Below are 19,078 nucleotides of genomic sequence, written 5' to 3'. Positions count from 1 at the left end.
CATACACCAAGGATCGCAATGCCACGACGACTGACTCTCTTCGCTTCCCTGATCTTGACGCAAGCTGCCGCCATGGCGCAAACCTGCAACGGCAACTGGCCGGCCATCGACTATCCCGTCACCCGCACCGTGGACCAGCAGGACAACTACCACGGCGCCACCGTGGCCGATCCGTACCGCTGGCTCGAAGACGCCAACAGCGCCGACTCCGCCGCCTGGGTGCAACAGCAGAACCAGCTCACGCAAGGCTACCTGGCGCAGATTCCGGGCCGCGACGCCATCAAGGCGCGGCTGACCAAGTTGTGGAACTACGAGCGTTTCAGCGTACCGTTCAAGGAAGGTGGCCGCTACTTCTACAGCCGTAACGACGGCCTGCAAAACCAGGCGGTGCTCTACACCATGAAGTCGCTGGCAGACATGCCGCGCCTGCTGCTCGACCCGAACACCCTGGCTGCCGACGGCACGGTGGCGCTGGCCGGCCTGGCGGTGAGCCCCAACGGCAAATACCTGGCCTACAGCACCGCCGCCTCGGGCTCGGACTGGAACGAGATCCGCGTGCGCGATATCGACACCGGCAAGGATGTCGCCGACCAGATCAAGTGGGTCAAGTTCTCCAATACGGCCTGGCTGCACGACGGTTCCGGCTTCTTCTACAGCCGCTACGACGAGCCGACCGAAGCGGGCAAGCTGGCTGCCGTCAACTACTTCCAGAAGCTGTACTTCCACAAGATCGGCACGCCGCAAAGCGCGGACACGCTGGTGTACGACCGCCCGGACAACAAGGACTGGGGCTTCTCGGCCCAGGTGACCGAGGATGGCCGGTTCCTGGTGATCACCGCCTCGCAGGGTACCGAGAACAAGAACCGCGTGTTCTACAAGGATTTGACGCAGAAGGACGGCAAGGTGGTGGGCCTGCTCGAAGACTTCGACGCCGCCTATAACTTCGTGGGCAACGACGGCAACGTGTTCTACTTCCACACCGAGCGCAACGCGCCGCGCGGGCGCATCGTCGCCATCGACGTGAGGAAACCGGCGGTGCTGAGCTGGAAGCAGGTCGTGCCGGAAAGCGGCAGCACGCTGGTTTCCGCTTCGCTGGTCAACAACCAGCTGCTGGTCGATTACCTGAGCGACGCCCACAGCCTGGTCAAGGTATTCGACCTGCGCGGCAAGCCGCTGCACGACGTCAAGCTGCCGGGCCTGGGCACGGCGTCCGGTTTCTCGGGCAAGCGCGTCGATACCGAGACTTTTTACGCGTACACCAGCTTCACCACGCCGTCGACCATCTATCGCCACGACCTCAAGACCAACAAGAGCAGCGTGTATCGGCAGCCCAAGGTGGACTTCGACCCGGCAGCGTATGAAACGCGCCAGGAATTCTTTACCAGCCGCGATGGCACGCGGGTGCCGATGTTCATCGTCGCCAAGAAGGGCATCAAGTACGACGGCAGCAACCCGACCTATTTGTACGGCTATGGCGGCTTCAACGTCTCGCTCACGCCGACCTTCTCGGTGGCCAACCTGGCCTGGCTGGAAATGGGCGGCGTGTACGTGATGGCCAACCTGCGCGGCGGCGGCGAGTACGGCGAATCGTGGCACGAGGCGGGCACCAAGCTGAAAAAGCAGAACGTGTTCGACGACTTCATCGGTGCGGCCGAGTGGCTGGTGTCGCACAAGGTGACGTCGCCTGCCAAGCTGGCAATCGGCGGCGGCAGCAACGGCGGCCTGCTGGTGGGCGCGGCGATGACCCAGCGCCCGGACCTGTTTGCGGCGGCGATTCCGCAGGTGGGCGTGCTGGACATGCTGCGCTTCCATAAATTCACCATCGGCTGGGCGTGGACGTCGGACTACGGCTCGTCCGACAATGCCGACGAATTCAAGGCGCTGGTCAAGTACTCGCCGCTGCACAACCTCAAAAAAGGCGCGTGCTACCCGGCGACCATGATCACGACCGCCGACCACGACGACCGCGTGGTGCCGGCGCACAGCTTCAAGTTCGCAGCAGCCGCCCAGGCCGCGCAGGCAGGCCAGAAGGGCGCCGCGCCGATTTTGATCCGTATCGACAGCAAGGCCGGTCACGGCGCCGGCAAACCGACGACGAAACAGATCGAAGAAGTGGCCGACCGCTGGGGCTTCCTCACGCGCGCCCTGCACATGGATGCGAAATAAGGTTCGATAGCGAACATAAGAAATGGCGTGATGGAATTACTATTGGTTATAGACTTCACCACTCCATCACGCCATGACTACATCGCAGACGACCAATAGCACAGCGACCGCGCGGCCCAAGCGCCAGCCGACTACACGGATCTCGACCGGCATCAATGGCCTCGACGACATCCTGTGCGGCGGCTTGACCGCCCAGCGCGTGTACCTGGTGGAGGGCTCGCCTGGTACCGGCAAGACCACCCTGGGCCTGCAGTTTCTGCTCGAAGGCGTCAGGCTCGGCGAGACCGGCTTGTACATCACCTTGTCGGAAACCGCCGATGAACTGGAGGCGGTGGCCGAGAGCCACGGTTGGGACATGCAAGGCATCGACGTGTTCGAGCTGGCCAATGACACCTCGCTCGATCCCGAGGCGCAGCAGTCGGTGTTTCATCCGTCCGAAGTGGAACTGGGCGAAACCACGCGCAGCGTGATGGAGCGCGTCAATACGCTCAAGCCCTTGCGGGTGGTGTTCGACAGCCTGTCCGAGATGCGCCTGCTGGCGCAAAACCCGTTGCGCTACCGGCGCCAGATCCTCGCCCTCAAACAGTTCTTTTCGCAGCGCGACTGCACCGTGCTACTGCTCGACGATAAATCGAATACGCCCGACCAGCAGTTGCACAGCATCGCCCATGGCGTGATCAGCCTCGAGCAGATCGCCCAGGAATTCGGCAAGGAACGCCGCCGCGTGAATGTGATCAAGATGCGCGGCACCAAGTTCCGTGGCGGTTACCACGACTACATCCTCGAGACCGGCGGCCTGAAGATCTTCCCGCGCCTGGTGGCGGCCGAGCATCACCGGCCCTATAGTGCCCATGTCAGCTCCACCGGTTCCGAGGGCTTCGATGCGCTGCTGGGCGGCGGCCTGGCCTCCGGCACCAACACCCTGATCGTGGGGCCATCCGGCATCGGCAAGACCACCATGTCGGTGCGCTGCCTGCTGTCGGCGCTCGAGCGCGGCGAGAAGGCCTCGTTCTACCTGTTCGACGAAGGCCTGGGCACGTTCTTCGCGCGCTCGGCCGCGCTGGGGATGGAACTGCGCGGCTACGCCGACAGCGGCCAACTTAAAATGCACCACATCGATCCGGCCGAGCTGGCGCCGGGCGAATTCGCCCAGATGCTGCGCGACGCGGTGGAGGGCGCCAACGTCAAGTTCATCGTCATCGACAGCCTGAACGCCTACCTGCAGGCGATGCCTGGCGAGCATTTCCTCACTTTGCAGATGCACGAGCTGCTGTCGTACCTGAACCAGCAGGGTGTGACCACGGTGCTGGTGCTGGGCCAGCACGGCGTGATCGGCGAAGTGCGTACCGACGTCGATCTGAGCTACATGAGCGACACCACGGTGCTGGTGCGCTTCTTCGAATCGAACGGCCGGCTGCGCCGCGCGCTCACCGTGATCAAGAGCCGCACCGCCGACCATGCACTGACCATCCACGAGCTGGTGCTGGGCAGCGGTGGCATGGCCATCGGCCCGGCGCTCGAAGGTTTCGAGGGCGTGCTCACCGGCCTGCCCACCTATCGCGGCGCCACGCCGATGATGGCGACCGATGCCGGTGTCGGTGCCGATACCCATGTCAATACCGATGTCCGCCGCTGACCACACCATCGAACAGCGCATCCTGATCCTGGCGCCGTATGGCCGCGACGCCGAGGTGATCCACCAGGTATTGCTGCGCGACGGCTTCAGCGGCGGCGCGGTGGCCAACGTGGAGGCGCTGGTGACCGGCCTGCAGCAGGGGGCCGGCGCCTGCGTGATCGCCGAGGAGGCGCTGCGCGACTCCAGTGTGAAGCAATTGCTGGCATGGCTGGGCACCCAGGAACCGTGGTCCGATTTCCCGTTCGTGGTGCTCGTTGCCAGGGGTGGTGGCCATACCCAGGCGGCGCGCAGCACCTTCGACCAGCTGGGCAACATCATCCTGCTCGAGCGCCCGCTCAATGCCGAAACCCTGCGCAGTGCCGCCGCCTCGGGCCTGCGCGCGCGGCGGCGCCAGTACGAGGCGCGCCGCATCCTGGCCGAGCGCACGCTGGCCTCGGACAGCCTGCGCGACAGCCGCGCCGAACTGCTGCAACTGAACGAAACGCTGGAATCGCGCATCGAGGAACGTACGCGCGCGCTGGCCCAGGCCAATGACCGGCTAATGAATGAAGTGATCGAGCGCGAACGGGTGCAGCTGGCCATGGTGCAGCTGCAGAAGATGGAAGCGGTAGGGCGCCTGACCGGCGGCATCGCCCACGACTTCAACAACCTGCTCAACGTGATCCAGGGCAGCATGGACCTGATCCTGCTGCTCTCGCAGGACGCCAACGCCCGCAGCAAGGCCGAGGTGGCGCGCCGCGCTTGCGAGCGTGGCGCCAAGCTCACCAGCCAGCTGCTGGCATTCTCGCGCAACCAGCGCCTGAACCTGCGCGCCACGCCGGTGCGCGCCATGTTCGACGGCGTGCGCGAGCTGATGGCCACCTCGCTGGGCAGCGGGGTCAAGTTGGAGTTCGACGTGGCTGACGACGTCGGCCTGGTCATGGCCGACACCAACCAGATGGAGATGGCCCTGCTCAACCTGGCCATCAACGCGCGCGACGTGATGCCCGACGGCGGCAAGCTGTCGGTGAGCGCCAGCCCAGCCAGTCCGCCGGAGGGGTTGCTGCCGCCCGGGCGTTATTGCCGCATCGCTGTGACCGACAATGGTCCCGGCATCGACCCTGCCATCGTCGGCAAGGTGTTCGAACCATTCTTCACGACCAAGAGCGTGGGCAAGGGCACCGGCCTCGGATTGAGCCAGGTGTATGGCATGGCCCAGCAATCGGGCGGCACCGCGCGTATCGTCGGTGCCGAGGGCGGCGGCACCACCATCGAGATCTGGCTGCAACTGGCGCAGCAGGCCGAGGCGGAAGCGAGTGCACCGGTGGCGATCGCACCCAAGCCGGCCGGCGATGGTGTACGCATCCTGGTCGTGGAAGACGACAAGTCGGTGCGCCAGTCAATGGTGGAACTGCTCGAGACGCTGGGTTACCAGGTCAGCCAGGCCGACGACGGCGAAGCGGGCCTGCGCGAACTGCGCCGCGCCAAGCCGCACCTGATGATCACCGACTACCTGATGCCGGGCATGACCGGCGCCCAGCTGGTAGCCGCCGCCAACGTCGAATTCCCCGGCCTGCCGATGATCATCGCCACCGGTTACGCCGACATGGAAGCGATCGACGCCGTCATCGGCGACAACACGGTGCTGCGCAAACCGTTCCACCTGGGACAGCTGGCAGCAACGGTGGACCACGCGCTGCGGCGCTGAGTGTCGTCGGGGCAGCGAGATTGTTTTGCAGGCCCCGGTCTAGCGGTGGATCACCACCATCAACGCCTTCGCCTCGGTCTTGCCCACGTTGCGGATCACGTGCTGCAAATCGGCTGCATAGCGCGCGGTGGCGCCCAGTTTGACTTTCTTCTTGTCGGCGCCCACCACCACTTCCACCGCGCCATGCAGCAGCGTCAAGTGTTCCTGGGCGCCCGGGTCGTGGCCTTGCGAGGCCAGTTCGCCGCCCGGGGCCAGCGTCAGTTCGTACCATTCGTACTTGCCGGCCAGTTCCATCGGACCCAGGATGCGCAGCACGTAGCCGGCGTGGGTGCCGGGCAGGGTGGGGGTTTCGTGCGCTTCCAGAACGCGGATGGCGGCGGTTTCCTTTTCTGCTGTCGCCAGCAGGTCGCCGATCGGCACGCCGAGCGCGTTGGCCAGGCGCCAGGTGATGGCAATCGTCGGGTTGGCCTTTTCGCGCTCGATCTGCGAGAGCATCGACTTGGAGACGCCGGCAATGCGCGACAGGTCCTCGAGCGTGAGGCCGCGCGCCAGGCGCAGGCGTTGCAGGGCGGCGCCGACTTCGGGCGGGGCGTTCGTCGAAACGGGTATTTGCATTGTTTTATTCGGCGGATGGGCTAAATTGCAGGTAAATCTGTCGGACCCTGCGGATATTTCCGCATGGTCCCGGCTTGCGCGGTTCAATTGTTCTCTGTAATATCCACTATATTGAATTCTAGTTCGACATAGCGGATTTCTGCTCAGGCAGTGAAAACGTGTCGCGATCGTACCACATTCGTATCAAATCCGAACTACACCCTACATTACCGACAAGGGATCACCATGACCATAGCCGCCAAAAACACCTTCTTCACCGGCCTGCAGCACACCCTCGACCAGTTGCGCAGCGATGGCCTGTTCAAGCCGGAGCGGGTGCTCGCTTCGCGCCAAGGCGCCGAAGTGGTGGGCGATGACGGCCGCACCCTGATCAATATGTGCGCCAACAATTACCTGGGCCTCTCGGGCGAAGAATGGGTGGCACAGGCCTCGATCGACGCTACTGAAAAATACGGCTACGGCCTGTCGTCGGTGCGCTTCATCTGCGGCACCCAGACCGTGCACAAGCAGCTGGAACAGGCGATCTCGACATTCCTCGGTACTGAAGACACGATCTTGTACGCGGCAGCCTTCGACGCCAACGGCGGCGTATTCGAGCCGCTGTTCGACGAGAACGACGCCATCATTTCCGACGCCCTGAATCACGCCTCGATCATCGACGGCATCCGCCTGTGCAAGGCGGCGCGCTTCCGCTACGCCCACAACGACATGGCCGACCTTGAAAAGCAGTTGCAGGCAGCCGCCGGCAAGCGCCATAAAGTCATCGTCACCGACGGTGTATTCTCGATGGACGGCACCATCGCCCAGCTGGACAAGATCTGCGACCTGGCCGACCAGTACGGCGCGCTGGTGATGATTGACGAGTGCCACGCCTCCGGCTTCATGGGCGCCACCGGCCGCGGCACGCATGAACACCACAATGTGATGGGCCGTATCGACATCATCACCGGCACCCTCGGCAAGGCCCTGGGCGGCGCCATGGGCGGCTTTACGTCCGCGCGCAAGGAAGTGATCGACATGCTGCGCCAGAAATCGCGTCCTTACCTGTTCTCCAACACGCTGGCGCCTTCGATTGCCGGCGCCTCGCTGGCCGTGCTCGAGCGCCTGTCGCAATCGACCGAACTGCGCGACCGCCTGCACCTCAATACCGCCTACTTCCGCAAGGAGATCGAGCGCATCGGCTTTACCATCAAGCCGGGCACGCACCCGGTGGTGCCGGTGATGCTGTTCGACGCGCCGGTGGCGCAAAAGTTCGCGGCGCGCATGTACGAGCTGGGCGTGCTGCTGTCGGGCTTCTTCTACCCGGTCGTGCCGATGGGCCAGGCGCGCGTGCGCGTGCAGCTGTCGGCTGCCCATACCCGGGAGCAGCTCGACACCGTGCTCAAGGCCTTCGAGCAGGCCGGCAATGAACTGGGCCTGCTGGCCAGGTAACCACTGGCCGCTCAACCGCCAGACCGCCAAACAATACCATGCACATCGTCAGGAACCACATGAACACCACTACCCCAAGCGCCGAACGTATTCTCGTCATCGGCGCCAACGGCCAGATCGGCAGCGAACTGGTGGAGGCGCTGGCCGCCAGCCACGGCGCCGACAACGTCTTCGCCGCCGACATCAGCCCCACCAACCTGTACAACGCAGCGCGCTACCTGACGCTCAATGTGCTCGACAAGGAAGCGCTGGCGGCGCTGGTGACCGACGAAGGCATCACCCAGGTGTACCAGCTGGCAGCCATGCTCTCGGCCACCGGCGAAGCGGCGCCGCTCAAAGCCTGGACCCTGAACATGGACGGCCTGCTCAATATCCTGGAAGTGGCGCGTGAGCGCGGCGCCATCGGCAAGCCGTTGAAAGTGTTCTGGCCGTCGTCGATCGCCGCCTTCGGTCCCAATACGCCAGCAGCGAACACGCCGCAAACCACGGTGATGGACCCGACCACCATCTACGGCATCAGCAAGCTGGCCGGCGAGCGCCTGTGCGAGTACTACTTCCTCAAGTACGGCGTGGACGTGCGCAGCATCCGCTACCCCGGCATCATCAGCTTCAAATCGCCTCCGGGCGGCGGCACCACCGATTACGCGATTGCGATCTTCCATTCGGCGCTGCGCGGCGAGCGTTACGAATGCTTCCTCGGCCCGCACACCACGCTGCCGATGATCTACATGCCCGACGCCATCCGCGCCACCATCGAACTGATGGACGCGCCAGCGGAGCAGGTGAAAGTGCGCTCGTCGTACAACGTGGCCGGCGTGTCGTTCAACCCCGAGCAACTGGCGGCCGCCATCACCCGCGCGCTGCCCGACTTCAAGATCGGCTATGCCCCCGACAGCCGCCAGGCGATTGCCGACTCATGGCCGCAAAGCCTCGACGACGCGGTGGCCACCGCCGACTGGGGCTGGCAGGCGCGCATCGGCATCGACGCCATGGTGGCCGACATGCTGGCCAACGTCGACGTCAAGCTCGGTCGCGCGGCGTAATTCATCATCATATAAAACGACAACGAGAGACACTGATGGATATGAGCGTATTCGATCTGTTCAAGATCGGCATAGGACCGTCGAGTTCCCACACCGTGGGACCGATGGTGGCGGCGCGCCGTTTTTTGCTGGACTGCGCGCCGCTCGACGATGCGGCCGGCGTGACCGCCGAGCTGTATGGCTCGCTGGCGCTGACCGGCGTGGGCCACGCCACCGACAAGGCGGTGATCCTGGGCCTGATGGGCGAAACCCCGCAGGACGTGGTGCCCACCGAGGTGGACGCGCAATTGGCTGCCGCCGAAGCGGCAGGCCAGCTGGCGCTGCTGGGCGGCCACACGGTGCCGTTCAAGCGCGGCGTCAACCTGATTTTTCACATGGCCGAATCGCTGGCCGAACACCCGAACGGCATGCGCTTCACGCTCACCCGTAACGACGGCTCGACGACCAGCAAGGTGTATTACTCGGTCGGGGGCGGCTTTATCCGCGAAGAGGGCGAGGCGCAGCAGGCCGCGCCCGATACCACGCGCCCGGCGCTGCCATACCCGTTCGATACCATGGACCAGCTGCTGGCGCACGGCCAGTCCAGCGGCTTGAGCATCCCGCAGATGTTGCGCGCCAACGAGTGCGCGCGGCTCGGCAACGAGGAGCTCAACGCCGGCATCGACCGCATCTGGCACGTGATGCGCGACTGTATCAATCACGGCCTGGAAACGCCCGGCATCCTGCCCGGCGGCCTGCAGGTCAAGCGCCGCGCGGCGCGCCTGTGGCAGCAGGCGCAGTCGAACGTGGCGCCGGCCAACCACCTGCCGCACGACGCGCTGCACCAGGTCAGCCTGTACGCGATGGCGGTCAACGAGGAAAACGCCGCCGGCGGACGCGTGGTCACGGCGCCGACCAACGGCGCGGCCGGCATCATCCCGGCAGTGCTGCGCTACTACGCGGAAGACTGCAAGCCGAGCGACCCGGTCACCGGCATCCGCGACTTCATGCTGACCGCCGCAGCGATCGGCATGCTCTGCAAGCGCAATGCGTCGATCTCGGGCGCCGAGGTAGGGTGCCAGGGCGAGGTGGGCGTGGCGTGCGCGATGGCCGCTGCCGGCCTGGTGGCGGCCCTGGGCGGCACCAATCTGCAGATCGAGAACGCCGCCGAAATCGGCATCGAGCACCACCTGGGCATGACGTGCGATCCGATCGGCGGCCTGGTGCAGATTCCGTGCATCGAGCGTAATGGCATGGGCGCGGTCAAGGCGATCACGGCGGCGTCGCTGGCGTTGAAGGGCGACGGCACCCACTTTGTCAGTCTCGACGAGGTGATCGAGACCATGCGCCAGACCGGTGCCGATATGCAGGCCAAGTACAAGGAAACGTCATTGGGCGGGTTGGCGATCCACGTCATTACTGTCAACCATGCTGCTTGTTGACCGAATTTGATGAGGGTATATGGATCCCCGCCTGCGCGGCGGTCCGCCGATGCGGGATGACGGATTTGAGTTCGCGAAATAAAAGTCGTCATCCTCGCGCACGCGGGGATCCATGGAACGCATGATCAGCCAGCAAACCCCGGAACTCCTCCGCATCCACCGGCTTGCTGAAGTAAAAACCCTGCATCTCGTCACAATCCTGCTGCCGTAAAAACGCCAGCTGTTCTGCCGTTTCCACTCCCTCCGCAATCGTTTTGAGCCCCAAACTGCGCGCCATGTTGATGATGGCGCTCACGATCGCCTTGTCCTCGGCATCGGTGCTGATGTCGCGCACGAACGACTTGTCGATCTTCAGCTTATAGACCTTGAACTTTTTCAGGTGGCTCAGCGACGAGTAACCGGTACCGAAATCGTCGATCGACATGCGGATACCGCGCTCGTGCAGGTGGTTCATCATGGTGATGGCGCCCTGCGGGTCGTGCAGCGCCACGCCTTCGGTCAGTTCCAGTTCCAGGTACTCGGGCGGCAGGCCTTCTTCCAGCAGGATTTGCGACACCAGTTCCGGCAGCTCGGTGTCGCGGAACTGGGTGGCCGACAGGTTCACCGCCATCACCAGCGGTGGCAGGCCGGCGTCCAGCCACGCGCGCGCCTGGCGCACTGCCTGGCGCAGCACCCAGGCGCCGATCGGCAATATCAGGCCGCTGTCTTCGGCGGCGGGGATGAATTCGACCGGCGAGATGTCGCCCAGCTCCGGCGTGGTCCAGCGCAGCAAGGCTTCCGCGCCGACGATGCGCTGTGGGTGCGGACCGCGCAAGGCTACCTGCGGCTGGTACACCACGCGCAGCTGGCCGCGCTCGATCGCATAGCGCAGCAGGTTGACCAGTTGCAGGTGGCGCGCGGCGCGCTGGTGCATGGCGGCGGTGAAGAAGCGATAATCGTGGCGGCCGGCGCGCTTGACCTGGTACATGGCGGCGTCGGCCCGTTGCAGCAGGTTTTCCATGTCGTCACCATCGTCCGGGCACAGCGCGATGCCGACCGACGCCGTCACCTTCAGGTCGTGCATCCCCACCCGGAACGGCTGGGCGATCAGTTCCATGATCTTGCGCGCCGCCTCGGTCGCCTCCTGGGCGCCGGCGCCTTGCAGCACGAAGATGAATTCGTCGCCACCCAGGCGCGCCACCATGTCGCCGTCGCGCAGGCCCTGGCGCAGGCGCTTGGCCAGTTTGCACAGCAGGCCGTCGCCCACGCTGTGACCCAGCGAATCGTTGATGTCCTTGAAGTGGTCGAGGTCGAGCATCATCAGCGCCAGCGGCGCACCCTGGGCGCGTGCCTGGTCCAGCGCGCGCAGCGTGTGCTCCTGCAATTGCGCCCGGTTGGGCAGGCCGGTGAGGGTGTCGAAGTGGGCCAGGTACTGGATCCGTTCGTCGGTCTGTTCGCGCTGGCGTTCGCGGTCGAAATTCTTCAGCGCGAATTCGATATCGCTGGCCATTTCGCTGAACAGCGCCTGTACCTCCGGGTCGAAGGCATCCGCTGCGGTGGAATAGGCGGAGAAAAAGCCCGTGATGGCGCCGTGGCGATGCAAGGGAATCGACATCGCCGCGCGCCACCCGCAGCGCTCCGAATGCTGGCGCCACAGCGGCGACAGCGGCACCTGGCCGAAGTCCTGGCACCAGAACGGCGCGTCGTCGCGGTACGCGGCGGCTGCCGGACCGCGCCCCTCCGGCAGCGCCGGATCGACCGAAATCGGTTGCTGGTTCAGATAGTCGATATGGTCGCCGGCGCCGGCCACCGGGGTGACCCGCAGCGAGTCCGGATCGAGTACGCCGACCCACGCCAGCGACATGCCGCCGTGCGAGACCACGGCATCGCACACGCTGGCGAACAGTTCCTGCTCGTCGCGGCTGCGCACGATGGCCTGGTTGCACTGGCTCAGCGCCGCATACAGCTTGCCCAGGCGCTGGGCGCGGGCCAGCGCGTCGGTACGCTCCTGGGCCACGCTGGCCAGCCGGTGGCGCGATTCGGCCAGCCAGGCCAGCACGCTGTCGCGCGCATTGTCGGGCACTGGCACCGGCGGCGGTTCGCTCATGTCGCCGCGGCCCAGGCGCAGTATCTCCTGCTGCAGCTGGTCCACCGAGCAGCCCAGGGTGGCGTCGAGGCGACGCTTGGCGCGCCACAGCAGCGTCACCAGCACCAGCGCAAACAGGATGAAGCCCAGCCGTGCACCATTCGCTTGCAGCGCCGTGTTTTCCACCGCATGCAGGGTGCGCCGTTCGACGCTCTCGGTGACCTGGGCAATCGGCAGCATGATGGCGGCCTTGGCGCGGTGGTAGCTGGCGTCGTACAGCATGGCGCGGGCGGCGGCCAGCGCGTCGGGATCGTCGCCGCCGAAGTCGCGCATGGCCAGGGCCTTGTTCTCGATGCCGGTCAGGCGATCCGATTCGTCCTTGGCCTGGGTGAGCAGGCGCAGCTCGCCGGGCGTAAAGCCGGCCTGGCGCAGCAGGTCGATCAGCGGCACGGCGGCGCCAGGCTGGCGCGGGCGCTTGGCGGGGTCCACCACCAGGTCCCAGTACACATTGTCGTAGCCTTGCGGGCGCGGCACGCGGCCGTCGCGGATGTCGAGCACTTCCTGGTACTGGCGGCGGTATTGCGGGTCGCCGGTGACCACGTAACTGCGCGCCATGCGGGTGAGGTCGTCGGAAGACTGGCGCAGCTCCTCGATCAGTGTGCGCGAGGCGTAGCGCTGCTGGTTGGCGTGGTCGATGCGCTTCTCCGTCCAGACATACAGCAGGAAGGCGACGGTCACGATGAACAGGGCGCCGAAACACGCCCACAGGATGCTGACGAACTGCTTGGGTGCAGGCTGGCGGGAAACTGGCAACTTCATAATGGATGGCGGCAAACGCCCTGTAAGCCTGGAAAACTGACGGATGCGATATATTGCCTGAAAGATAGCGAAGTCAGCGCACGGATGCCCAAACGCTCAGGCCTTTGCGCGCGATAGCCGTAAAACAACGCGACCTTCACCGCAATCGCCGTGGCGCACTATAATATCCGCTCATTTTGCAGCGTTCCGCCATTTTGTTGCCAGTACAACCGGACTTACTCATCTATGCAATACGTCTCTACCCGCGCAGCGCCGTCGCCAGCCACCTCGTCAAACTCCCAACAATTTTCGGACATTCTGCTCGGCGGGCTGGCCGCCGACGGCGGCCTGTTCCTGCCGGCCGAATATCCGCAGGTGACCGGCGCCGAACTCGATGCCTGGCGCAAGCTGTCGTACGCCGAACTGGCGTTTGAAATCCTGCGCAAGTTTGCCACCGACATACCCGAAGCCGACCTGCGCGCGATTACCGCCAAGACCTACACGCCAGAGGTGTACCGCAACGCCCGTCCCGACGAAGACTCGTCGCGCATCACGCCGCTGCGGGTGCTGGAAGAGGGCAACGGCACCAGGCTGCTGTTGCAGGCGTTGTCGAACGGCCCTACGCTGGCGTTCAAGGACATGGCCATGCAATTGCTGGGCAACCTGTTCGAGTACGCGCTGGCCAAGCAGAAAGCGGAACTGAATATTTTTGGCGCCACCTCGGGCGACACCGGCAGCGCGGCCGAATACGCCATGCGCGGCAAGCAGGGCATCCGCGTGTTCATGCTGTCGCCGCACGAAAAAATGAGTGCGTTCCAGACCGCGCAAATGTTCAGCCTGCAAGACCCCAATATCTACAACATCGCCATCGAAGGGGTATTCGACGACGCCCAGGACATGGTCAAGGCGGTGTCCAACGACCTGGCATTCAAGGCGCGTCACAAGATCGGCACTGTCAATTCGATCAACTGGGCGCGCGTGGTGGCGCAGGTGGTGTACTACTTCCGCGGCTACCTGGAAGCGACTACCTCCAATGACCAAAAGGTATCGTTCACGGTCCCGTCGGGCAACTTCGGCAATATCTGCGCCGGCCATATCGCCCGCATGATGGGCCTGCCGATCGACAAGCTGGTGGCCGCCACCAACGAAAACGACGTGCTCGACGAATTCTTCCGCACCGGCGTCTACCGCGTGCGCAAGTCGTCGGAGACCTACCACACCAGCAGCCCGTCGATGGACATCTCCAAGGCGTCCAACTTCGAGCGCTTCGTGTACGAACTGGTGGGCCGCGATGGCGACCGCACCCGCGCGCTGTTCCACAAGGTGGAAACCCACGGCGGCTTCGATTTGTCCGGCAAACCGGGCAGCGATGGCGACGAGTTCAAGCTGGTGGCCAGGTATGGCTTCAAGTCGGGCAAGTCCACCCATGAAGACCGCCTCGACACCATCCGCGACGTCGCCGACGACTACGGCATCGTGATCGACACCCACACCGCCGACGGCATCAAGGTCGCGCGCGAACACCTGGAACGCGGCGTGCCGATGATCGTGCTGGAAACCGCGCTGGCCGCCAAGTTCAACGAAACCATTCTCGACGCGCTGGGCGAAGACGCCGAGCGCCCGGAAGGCTTCGAGAACATCGAGGACCTGCCGCAAAAGTTCGTGGTCATGAAGGCCGACGTGGAGGCGATGAAAGCCTACATCGCCGCCAATACCGGCCTGTGAGCGGCGCCGTGCCCACTTCCAAGCCGATGCTGACCATGGCCGAGGCGCTGGCGCAGATGCTGGCCGCCGCCCGCCCGGTGGCCGACATCGAAGTCGTGCCCACGCTCGAGGCCAACGGCCGCGTGCTGGCCGAAGCGCAGGTGTCCGGCATGAATGTGCCGGGCCAGGACAATACCCAAATGGACGGCTACGCCGTGCGCGCGGCCGATTGCGTCAGCGGCCACGCCGCGCTCAAGGTGTCGCAGCGCATTCCTGCCGGCCACGTGGGCCAGCCTTTGCAACCGGGTACCGCCGCGCGCATCTTCACCGGCGCCTTGATTCCACCTGGCGCCGATGCAGTCGTGATGCAGGAGCAGTGCGAAGTCTCCGGCCCCGACACCGTCACCATCCGCCACACGCCCAAGACCGGCGAATGGATACGCCGCGCCGGTGAAGACATCACCAGCGGCAGCACCATCCTGCCGGCTGGCGCGCGCCTGCGCAGCCAGGAGCTGGGCCTGGCCGCCTCGGTCGGGCTGGCACAACTGCCAGTGCGGCGCAAGCTGCGCGTGGCCGTGTTCTTCACCGGCGACGAGCTGGCCATGCCGGGCGAGCCGCTCGCGCCCGGCGCCATCTACAATTCCAACCGCTTTACCTTGCGCGCGCTGCTGGAAAACCTCGGCTGCGAGATCACCGATTTCGGCATCGTGCCCGATACGTTGGACGCCACCCGCGCCGTGCTGCGCACCAGCGCCGTCGGCCACGACCTGATCATCACCTCGGGCGGTGTCTCGGTGGGCGAAGAAGACCATATCAAGCCGGCCGTGGAAGCGGAAGGGCGCCTGACCATGTGGCAGATCGCCATCAAGCCCGGCAAGCCGCTGGCGTTCGGCGAGGTGGTGCAGGCCGCGTTCGTCGGCTTGCCCGGCAACCCGGTGTCGAGTTTCATCACGTTCCTGATGTTCGTGCGACCGTTCATCCTGCGCCTGCAAGGCGTGCAGGGGCCGGTGGCGCCGCGCGCGTTTACCATGCGCGCCGATTTCAACCTGCCAAAAGCCGACCGCCGCAACGAGTTCCTGCGCGCGCGCATCAATGCCGGCGGCGGGCTCGAACCGTTCCGCAACCAGAGTTCGGGCGTGCTCACGTCCACGGTCTGGGGCGACGGTGTGATCGACAATCCCCCCAACCGCACCATCGCCGAAGGCGATATGGTCCGGTTCATCCCGTTCAGCGAGTTGATGCACTGATGGCAGTTACCGTAAAATTTTTTGCCAGCGTGCGCGAAGCCGTGGGCGTATCCACCGAGTCGCTGGCCTTGCCGCCTGGCGTGGCCACCGTGGGCGAGCTGCGCGCACACCTGGCCGCGCGCGGCGACAACTGGCGCGCTGCGCTGGAGAGTCCGGCGCTGCGCATGGCCTGCAACCAGGTGATGTGCGATGCGGCCACACCGGTGGCCGATGGCGTGGAAGTGGCGTTTTTTCCGCCGGTGACCGGCGGCTAGGTGTTTTTGGAACCGGTGCCTGCGCTGGTATCGTCGCAGCGCGCGCACGGCAGGGCCTGCCGGTAACGGCGCCAGTGGCTGTAGGTGAACAGGCCGGCGGCAGCCAGCGCCCACAGCCCGGCGCTCATGTAGTCTGCCGGCGCGGTGGAACCCTTGAACCACTCGACGGCGGCCAGGATCGCAAACAGCGGCAGCGCCGCCAGCAGGTAGCGTTTCAGCCAGAACAATGCGCCCATATTGTCTCCTTCTTATTTTGTTGATCGAAACCCATGCAGCCTAGTGTGCCACCTTTTCGCGTCGCCGTCATCGGCGGCGGCCCGGCGGGCCTGATGGCCGCCGAAACCCTGGCCCAGGGCGGCGCCCAGGTGGATGTGTACGACGCCATGGCCTCGGTCGGCCGCAAGTTCCTGCTGGCCGGGCGCGGCGGCATGAATATCACCCACGCCGAGCCGTATGCCGATTTCGTCACGCGCTATGGCGCCGGTGCGCCGCCACTGCGGCCGCTGCTCGACGCCTTCGGCCCCGAGGCCGTCCGGGCCTGGATACATGGCCTGGGCGTGGAAACCTTCGTCGGCACGTCCGGCCGCGTGTTCCCCACCGATATGAAGGCGGCGCCGCTGCTGCGCGCATGGTTACATCGGCTGCGCGAGCACGGCGTGCGGTTCCACATGCGCCATCGCTGGACCGGCTGGAACGGCGCCGCGCTCGTGCTGAACACGCCCGACGGCGAGGTGCAGGTAACAGCGGACGCCGTGGTGCTGGCGCTGGGCGGCGGCAGCTGGGCGCGGCTTGGTTCGGACGGCGCCTGGATCCCGCTGCTGCAGGCGCGCGGGGTGGACGTGGCGCCGCTGGTCCCCGCCAACTGCGGCTTCGACGTCGACTGGAGCGCGCATTTCAGTGAGCGTTACGCGGGCGAGCCGCTGACCACCGTGGCGATCACCTCGGTGGCCGCGGACGGGCGCGAGTTCCGCAAGCAGGGCCAGTTCGTGGTCACTGGCGGCGGCGTGGAGGGCAGCCTGATTTATGCGCTGTCGGCGGCGCTGCGCGACCAGATTGCCGCAAACGGCCACACCACCATCCACCTCGACCTGCTGCCCGACCTCTCGGCTGCCCGCGTGCTCGATGAAGTGACGCGCCCGCGCGGCGCTCGCTCGCTGACCAGCCACCTGCAAAGCCGGCTCGGTCTCAAGGGCGTCAAAGCGGGTCTGCTGCGCGAGTGCCTGGACAAGGAATCGTATGCCGATGCCGAGCTGCTGGCCGGCGCCATCAAGCGCTTGCCGGTGCGGCTGGTGCGGCCGCGGCCGCTCGACGAGGCGATCAGCAGCGCCGGCGGCGTGAAGTGGCAGGCGTTGGACGGCGCCATGCTCACGGCAGTACCGGGCGTGTTCGTGGCGGGCGAGATGGTCGACTGGGAGGCGCCGACCGGCGGCTACCTGCTGACGGCGTGCTTTGCCAGTGGCCTGGCTGCTGGGCGCGACGTGCTGGCCTGGCTCGCCGGCCCGCACAACCGGGGCGCGTGACTACTCCCAGCGTACCGAACCCGAGCCCTTGCGGTTGATCTCGCGCTGGTCCGGGTTGCCATACACGGCCAGGTTGCCGCTGCCCTGCAATTCGATCTCGGCAGCGCGGCGCGCAAACACGTGGCCCGAACCGGATCCCTTGAGCATCACTTGCACCCGGTCCGCTGCCAGGTGGCGCGCGTCGAGGGTGCCGGAACCGGCCAGTTGCATCTCCATGACCTGACAGCTGCCGGCGGCCGTAATCCGGCCCGAGCCCATCAACTCCAGTTCCACGTGCTGGCCGCTGCCGGCATTGAGGGCCAGGTTGCCGCTGCCGTGCACCGCGGCGCTGAGCTTGCGATAACGGCCGTTGAACGCCACGTCGCCCGAGCCCATCAGTTGCAGGTCCATCCGTTCGCCATTAAAACCGCTGACCTTGACGTTGCCGCTGCTGCGCACCACCAGTTCCTGCAATTGCGGCAGTACCAGCTCCACCTGCAGGCGGTGGCGCGGGTTGAGCAACATGCCGGTGGTGCGGATTTGCAGGTCGCGGCCATCCTGCTCGGTGGCGATATTGGCCAGCGAGCGCTGTTCGCCACGCACCTTGAGCGAGGCGACCGGTCCTTGCGTGAGGACCAGGTCGATCGGTCCGGTGATATCGACCACCGACGCCATGGCGTCGATGCGGCGTACCTCGCTCGAGAGCGAACGGCCGGCGCTGCTGGCCGGGTTGGCGGCGCCGTACGACTTGAGGAAGCTGTAGCTGATGCCGATCAGCACGAAGGCGAACAGCAGCAAACTGAAACCGATTTTCATCAGGGAGCGCATGGTGGGCCTCTCAATGTCCGCGCAGCAGCGACATATTCATGGCCGCGTACCGGCGCATGCCGACCAGGGTGTAGCGGGTGAGCACGATGCACACCAGGCACAGGCCAATACCGCCCAGTACCAGTCCGAGGCCGATCAGGGTCTGGGTGGTGCGGGCGCCGCTGTCGAAGTCAGTGGTGATGGTCATGTCGCCGGTGGCCACGGCTTCGGCGCGGTCCCAGATGCGGGCGTTGCGGCTGCCGGCGTCCGGGGCGAGGTTGCCGACATTGCCAACATTGCCGACATTACCACCAGTGCTGGTTTCGGGCTCGCGAAACACCTGCACGCCGCGGCTGGTGATCGCCACCTTCCAGCCCATGGCCTGTTCTTCCTCTTCGCGGGTATCGAAGTGTGAATTGGTCAGCGCCATCACCTGGCGGATCGGGCCTTGCAGCGCCAGTTCGTTTTGCCCGGACAGGCCGCTGGCGGTCACCGCCACGCCGCCGATGTAGCAGCTGAATGCCGACAGGTATGCAGCCAGCAGCAGCGACGCATACACCATGGCCGGAATTACCATGAACAGGTTAAAAAAGGACAAACCGACCAGCGAGCCCACAGTCCGGAGGATGTGGCGCGGCGGCGGTGGTGACTGGCGGGCTGTCTCGGGTTTCATGATGTTCAATCGTTGTTGCTGTCGATGTTGGC

At 65.4% G+C, this 19,078-nt stretch carries 15 protein-coding genes; 10 read left to right on the top strand and 5 right to left on the bottom strand.

Annotated elements, in window-relative coordinates:
- The first annotated feature begins 18 nt into the window (after positions 1–18).
- The 3 genes from J2X54_RS07420 (at position 19) to J2X54_RS07410 (ending at position 5,489) form a co-directional block, all read left to right on the top strand.
- Positions 19–2,166, top strand: coding sequence for a prolyl oligopeptidase family serine peptidase (locus J2X54_RS07420; protein WP_310179530.1), 2,148 nt, complete (start codon positions 19–21; stop codon positions 2,164–2,166).
- 73 nt (positions 2,167–2,239) lie between these two features.
- Positions 2,240–3,802, top strand: coding sequence for an ATPase domain-containing protein (locus tag J2X54_RS07415; protein ID WP_310179528.1), 1,563 nt, complete (start codon positions 2,240–2,242; stop codon positions 3,800–3,802).
- Entirely contained in the window at positions 3,777–5,489 is a 1,713-nt protein-coding gene (locus J2X54_RS07410; RefSeq protein ID WP_310179526.1) for a response regulator, read from the top strand. Before J2X54_RS07415 ends, J2X54_RS07410 begins: the two co-directional genes overlap by 26 nt.
- Before the next feature lie 39 nt (positions 5,490–5,528).
- Here the strand turns inward: J2X54_RS07410 and J2X54_RS07405 are convergent, their stop codons facing one another.
- On the bottom strand, positions 5,529–6,104 hold the full coding sequence (locus tag J2X54_RS07405; RefSeq protein ID WP_310179525.1) for an XRE family transcriptional regulator: 576 nt from the start codon (positions 6,102–6,104) through the stop codon (positions 5,529–5,531).
- A 225-nt stretch (positions 6,105–6,329) separates the two neighbouring features.
- On the opposite strand from J2X54_RS07405, the gene kbl reads away from it, so the two are divergent.
- Genes kbl through J2X54_RS07390 form a run of 3 tightly spaced genes read left to right on the top strand, consistent with a single transcriptional unit; the run spans position 6,330 to position 9,999 of the window.
- Entirely contained in the window at positions 6,330–7,535 is a 1,206-nt protein-coding gene (kbl, locus tag J2X54_RS07400; protein ID WP_070247719.1) for a glycine C-acetyltransferase, read from the top strand.
- Positions 7,536–7,594: 59 nt separating this feature from the next.
- Entirely contained in the window at positions 7,595–8,578 is a 984-nt protein-coding gene (locus J2X54_RS07395) for an NAD-dependent epimerase/dehydratase family protein (protein WP_310179524.1), read from the top strand.
- Positions 8,579–8,613: 35 nt separating this feature from the next.
- Positions 8,614–9,999: an L-serine ammonia-lyase gene (locus tag J2X54_RS07390; protein ID WP_310179522.1), complete on the top strand. Its 1,386-nt coding sequence runs from the start codon at positions 8,614–8,616 to the stop codon at positions 9,997–9,999.
- A gap of 88 nt (positions 10,000–10,087) precedes the next feature.
- On the opposite strand, the gene J2X54_RS07385 is transcribed toward J2X54_RS07390, so the two are convergent.
- A complete protein-coding gene (locus tag J2X54_RS07385) occupies positions 10,088–12,883 on the bottom strand; it encodes an EAL domain-containing protein (RefSeq protein ID WP_310179521.1) in 2,796 nt (931 codons plus the stop codon).
- A 225-nt stretch (positions 12,884–13,108) separates the two neighbouring features.
- Between J2X54_RS07385 and thrC the strand changes: the two genes are divergently transcribed.
- The 3 genes from thrC to moaD are packed head-to-tail and all read left to right on the top strand — an operon-like array spanning position 13,109 to position 16,067.
- Complete coding sequence (gene thrC / locus J2X54_RS07380; RefSeq protein ID WP_310179520.1) at positions 13,109–14,587, top strand: threonine synthase; 1,479 nt, start codon at positions 13,109–13,111, stop codon at positions 14,585–14,587.
- 26 nt (positions 14,588–14,613) lie between these two features.
- On the top strand, positions 14,614–15,813 hold the full coding sequence (glp, locus tag J2X54_RS07375; RefSeq protein WP_310179850.1) for a gephyrin-like molybdotransferase Glp: 1,200 nt from the start codon (positions 14,614–14,616) through the stop codon (positions 15,811–15,813).
- Positions 15,813–16,067 (top strand): molybdopterin converting factor subunit 1, encoded by a 255-nt coding sequence (gene moaD, locus J2X54_RS07370; RefSeq protein ID WP_310179519.1) that lies wholly within the window; start codon positions 15,813–15,815, stop codon positions 16,065–16,067. The genes glp and moaD overlap by 1 nt, the downstream gene beginning before the upstream one ends.
- Here the strand turns inward: moaD and J2X54_RS07365 are convergent.
- Positions 16,064–16,303 (bottom strand): hypothetical protein, encoded by a 240-nt coding sequence (locus tag J2X54_RS07365; RefSeq protein WP_310179518.1) that lies wholly within the window; start codon positions 16,301–16,303, stop codon positions 16,064–16,066. The two genes, moaD and J2X54_RS07365, sit on opposite strands and share 4 nt — an antisense overlap.
- A 33-nt stretch (positions 16,304–16,336) precedes the next feature.
- On the opposite strand from J2X54_RS07365, the gene J2X54_RS07360 reads away from it, so the two are divergent.
- Positions 16,337–17,587 carry a TIGR03862 family flavoprotein gene (locus tag J2X54_RS07360; protein WP_310179516.1) on the top strand — a complete coding sequence of 417 codons (1,251 nt, stop codon included), beginning with the start codon at positions 16,337–16,339 and terminating at the stop codon, positions 17,585–17,587.
- Here the strand turns inward: J2X54_RS07360 and J2X54_RS07355 are convergent, their stop codons facing one another.
- Together J2X54_RS07355 and J2X54_RS07350 are read right to left on the bottom strand one after the other, a co-directional pair.
- Positions 17,588–18,394: a head GIN domain-containing protein gene (locus J2X54_RS07355; RefSeq protein ID WP_310179515.1), complete on the bottom strand. Its 807-nt coding sequence runs from the start codon at positions 18,392–18,394 to the stop codon at positions 17,588–17,590.
- Positions 18,395–18,404: 10 nt separating this feature from the next.
- On the bottom strand, positions 18,405–19,046 hold the full coding sequence (locus J2X54_RS07350) for a DUF1700 domain-containing protein (RefSeq protein WP_229255319.1): 642 nt from the start codon (positions 19,044–19,046) through the stop codon (positions 18,405–18,407).
- Between the last annotated feature and the right edge of the window lie 32 nt (positions 19,047–19,078).

It is taken from the genome of Duganella sp. 3397 (assembly GCF_031456625.1).
Taxonomy (GTDB): Bacteria; Pseudomonadota; Gammaproteobacteria; order Burkholderiales; family Burkholderiaceae_D; genus Rugamonas; species Rugamonas phyllosphaerae.
This window is presented reverse-complemented; position numbering and strand designations above follow the sequence as displayed.